The 2,635-nt window shown below is 66.8% G+C and carries 2 protein-coding genes; both read right to left on the reverse strand.

Going from position 1 to position 2,635, the window contains the following annotated elements; translation table 11 throughout:
* Positions 1-123 precede the first annotated feature (123 nt).
* Entirely contained in the window at positions 124-756 is a 633-nt protein-coding gene (locus AB0I51_RS48260) for a flavodoxin domain-containing protein (protein WP_362985878.1), read from the reverse strand.
* Positions 757-1,316: 560 nt separating this feature from the next.
* Complete coding sequence (locus AB0I51_RS48265; protein WP_362985880.1) at positions 1,317-1,790, reverse strand: DUF5994 family protein; 474 nt, start codon at positions 1,788-1,790, stop codon at positions 1,317-1,319.
* Positions 1,791-2,635 lie beyond the last annotated feature (845 nt).

Consider the following 2,635-nt stretch of genomic DNA (forward strand, 5'->3'; position numbering starts at 1 on the left):
CCCGATCTCCAATCAAGATCAGGTTGGTATGGATGCCACGAAGTGAGTCAGTTTTGATCCGCCGTCAGAGGGTCACCGTTCAGATGACGCCGACAACGTGAGCAGGCTCCGGCGCCGTCCCGCTCAAGCCCGCCGCTGGACTCCCCCGCCTACTGGCGTACGCACCTCCGAGCGGCGGCGCAGACTCCACCATCGCCCCCTCGTCGGCGAGCCTAAGGGCGGTGTCGGCACACCCGTGGTGTACCCCTTCGGCAGGTCCGTGGCCTTGTTGACCAGTGCGGTGGCAATCCCGTGAGCCCAGCCGGAGATCTGTTCGAAGTCGCGGAAGTCCCCGCCCTTTCCGGAACTGACGAGCGACTGGGCGACCCAGCCCCTGGCACCCTCCTGCAGACAGCCACCGAAAGTGACGTGGTCCCGCGCGTTGATCCGGATGAAGCCGTACTGCACGTCGGGGACGGGCGGGATGTCCCCTCCGCCCGCCGAATCGTCGAGAGGACCGCTGCTGAACAGCCACACCGGTCGTGCACGCAGCGCTTCACCTTGATCCTTGAGGAACCGGTGGGCGGCCTTGAGCCACCGCCCCTCGTAGAGCGGGCTGCCGAGGACCACGGCGCCGTATGGCTGGAGATCGACGACCTCGGTCACCAGCATCATCTCGACTTCGAGGCCCTCATTGCGCAGGACCTGGGTGATGGTGCGGGCGATCTGCGCCGTGGACCAGTTCTTCGTCGCGTAGGCGACAAGCACCTTGTCCATGAACGCTCCTCTCAGAGTTTCGGCGGTCCGGGAACTCCGATCGCGGCGAGGACCGCAGGGGCCATCTGCCCCATGGTCACGCCGCTGCCGGTAACTCGGGGCGGCTCCGGGCACAGAGACGCGCGTACCTCTACTGCTGCCCGCGGGTCGGGAAGGATGCGCAGGTCCTGCCACTGAAGGCGAGGCCGTTCCGCCGGACGGGCGGTGCATCCCATCGCCGTTTCCCCGTGCTCGTGAGCCTGAACAGAAGGGGTGACGGTCGAGGAACGGAATCCATTCCTGTGGCTTTCACCTGCGGATGACCAGCCAGGGTCCAGGGCCTGCAGCGACCCTACGCCTCGCGAACCGCGAGGGATATGGCACTTCCGGAGGCCATTGCCTCTTTTAGGAGCGATGGATACTTTTTAGCCATTCAGGAATGGTTCCAGAACTGCGCCGTCATCAATCGAAGCCGGGACACAGGCTCTGACGGTCGCCCGGACCACCGTCGCCCCGCACCGCCCACGTCCCACGGCCCGGCCAGGGCGACCTCACCGCGTCCGAAGGATCGCAGCGGCCCGTCAGCGGGTACCGCTTCGGACCGACTCCTCACCGATCGCCAGCAGTTCGGTGGCGGTGCGGCTGCCGTCGACCGGAACGGGCGTGTTCATCAGCCAGGCGGCCGTGTCGGCCGTCGTCACGGGAGGGATGACGAGCAAGGTGCGGAACCCCGCGCGATAGGAGCAGAGCAGCATCTCGTGCTGCTCGTGACCGGAGACGAACCACCCCACGGTCACGAAGCGCCCGCCCACGGCAACCTGGTGAGGGACATCGGGCCAGGAGTCAATCCCCAGAGTGACCCTGGTGACGTTGCCCGCCCCGTCCATCGCTTTCAGCAGCGGGGACAGTTCGGCGGGGAGATCGCGGGAGTACGGCCACCATGCGCCGTCGAATCCACCCGGGACGGCTTCGTACGGAGCCAGCGAAAGCCGGACCGGCGGTGGCGGGGAGGGGCGCGTCGAAGTGGTCGCGGAATGAGCGGCAGTCGGTTCCATGGGATGTGGACCTGCCTCCAGGCACGGTTTCACCGGCCCGGCATGGTTGTTCACCGAAAACGGCGTCGGCCTGGCCACCAGCGCACGCAATGCCCTCGGTGATCTCAGCCTACTCTCCACAGGACTCGTCACTGGCTGGCACGGCACAAACTGGCACACGACCACTCGGAGCCACCCAGGACCCACGGGCGTTGAAATATCCCCGGTCAGGAGCTGTGTGCGCCTGACCGGGGACACGCAGGAGCCTGTCTCCCCAAAGAAGGCTCTGCCGCCCCGGGGCCATGGCCGGGGCGTCCAACGGGTCGGGTGCTCCTGAGGGCGTCCCAGGCTCCTGTGGAGCACCGCTGCGGTCTATGTCATGGATACGCCATCGGGCCCTCTCACCGTGAGGGCCGACCGGGCACACCCCGGCCCTGACCGGCCTGTTGCGCCGTCCCCCTTCCCGGGCCGGCCAGCCCGCAGGAGGCACAGCGACGAAGAGCAATACGGACCTCGCAGATACCGGGCCGTGAGACCGTCAGAGGGCTGGAACGCCGAGCGCGCCGGGAAACCTGAACTCCGCGAGTCATGTCAGTGCTTGACTACCGAAGTCACCTGAAACGACTCCCACGAAATGGCTCTGGCCTACGTTCTGTGGTCTCGTGCACCGAGTGACACGCTTACGGCGACACGCACAGACGATCTGCCCGTCGGCGCCCGGTATCCGAGCGAGCTCCGGGTGGCATGCTGGGTGAGGCGGCCGTGCGCCGCGGCTGAGGTTCCCCCGGGATGCGGAGGATGCTGACAGCAGGTCAGATGGGACTCATGAGAGGACCTGTGACCATGGCTGCACCCCGGAAGTACTC

Source organism: Streptomyces sp. NPDC050549, from assembly GCF_040655035.1.
Lineage (GTDB): Bacteria > Actinomycetota > Actinomycetes > Streptomycetales > Streptomycetaceae > Streptomyces.